The sequence below is a fragment of the Halomonas sp. ND22Bw genome (assembly GCF_003011945.1).
GTDB lineage: Bacteria > Pseudomonadota > Gammaproteobacteria > Pseudomonadales > Halomonadaceae > Halomonas > Halomonas halophila.
In genome coordinates this window covers 1-279 of the sequence record NZ_PXWD01000663.1, presented here as the reverse complement: position 1 = coordinate 279, position 279 = coordinate 1, and the positions used below count along the sequence as shown (strand labels likewise).

Annotated in this window: 1 protein-coding gene; it reads left to right on the top strand. The window is 63.4% G+C overall.

Features of this window, described 5'->3' with window-relative positions; all coding sequences use genetic code 11:
* Positions 1 to 279, top strand: a 279-nt coding sequence (locus CVH10_RS19800; RefSeq protein WP_146143139.1) for an EAL domain-containing protein, incomplete at both ends; no start/stop codon positions are given.

Genomic DNA, 279 nt, shown 5'->3' with positions numbered 1-279 from the left:
CATCATCCGGTACGCGGCCGGATTGGGCCGGACCTGTTCATCCCCATCGCCGAACAGACGGGCCAGATCCGGGCGCTGACGGAGTGGAGCATCGTCAAGGCGATCGAGGATCAGGCGGCAATGCGGGCCAGGGGCGTTCATATAGCGATCGCCCTGAACGTCTCGGGACGTCTCCTCGTAGACCAAGCGTTCCGGACGCGCGCGCTTCAGCTGATCGAGGGCTGCGACGCCGATCTGATCTTCGAAATCACCGAAACCGCCGTCATCGAGAACCCGAAG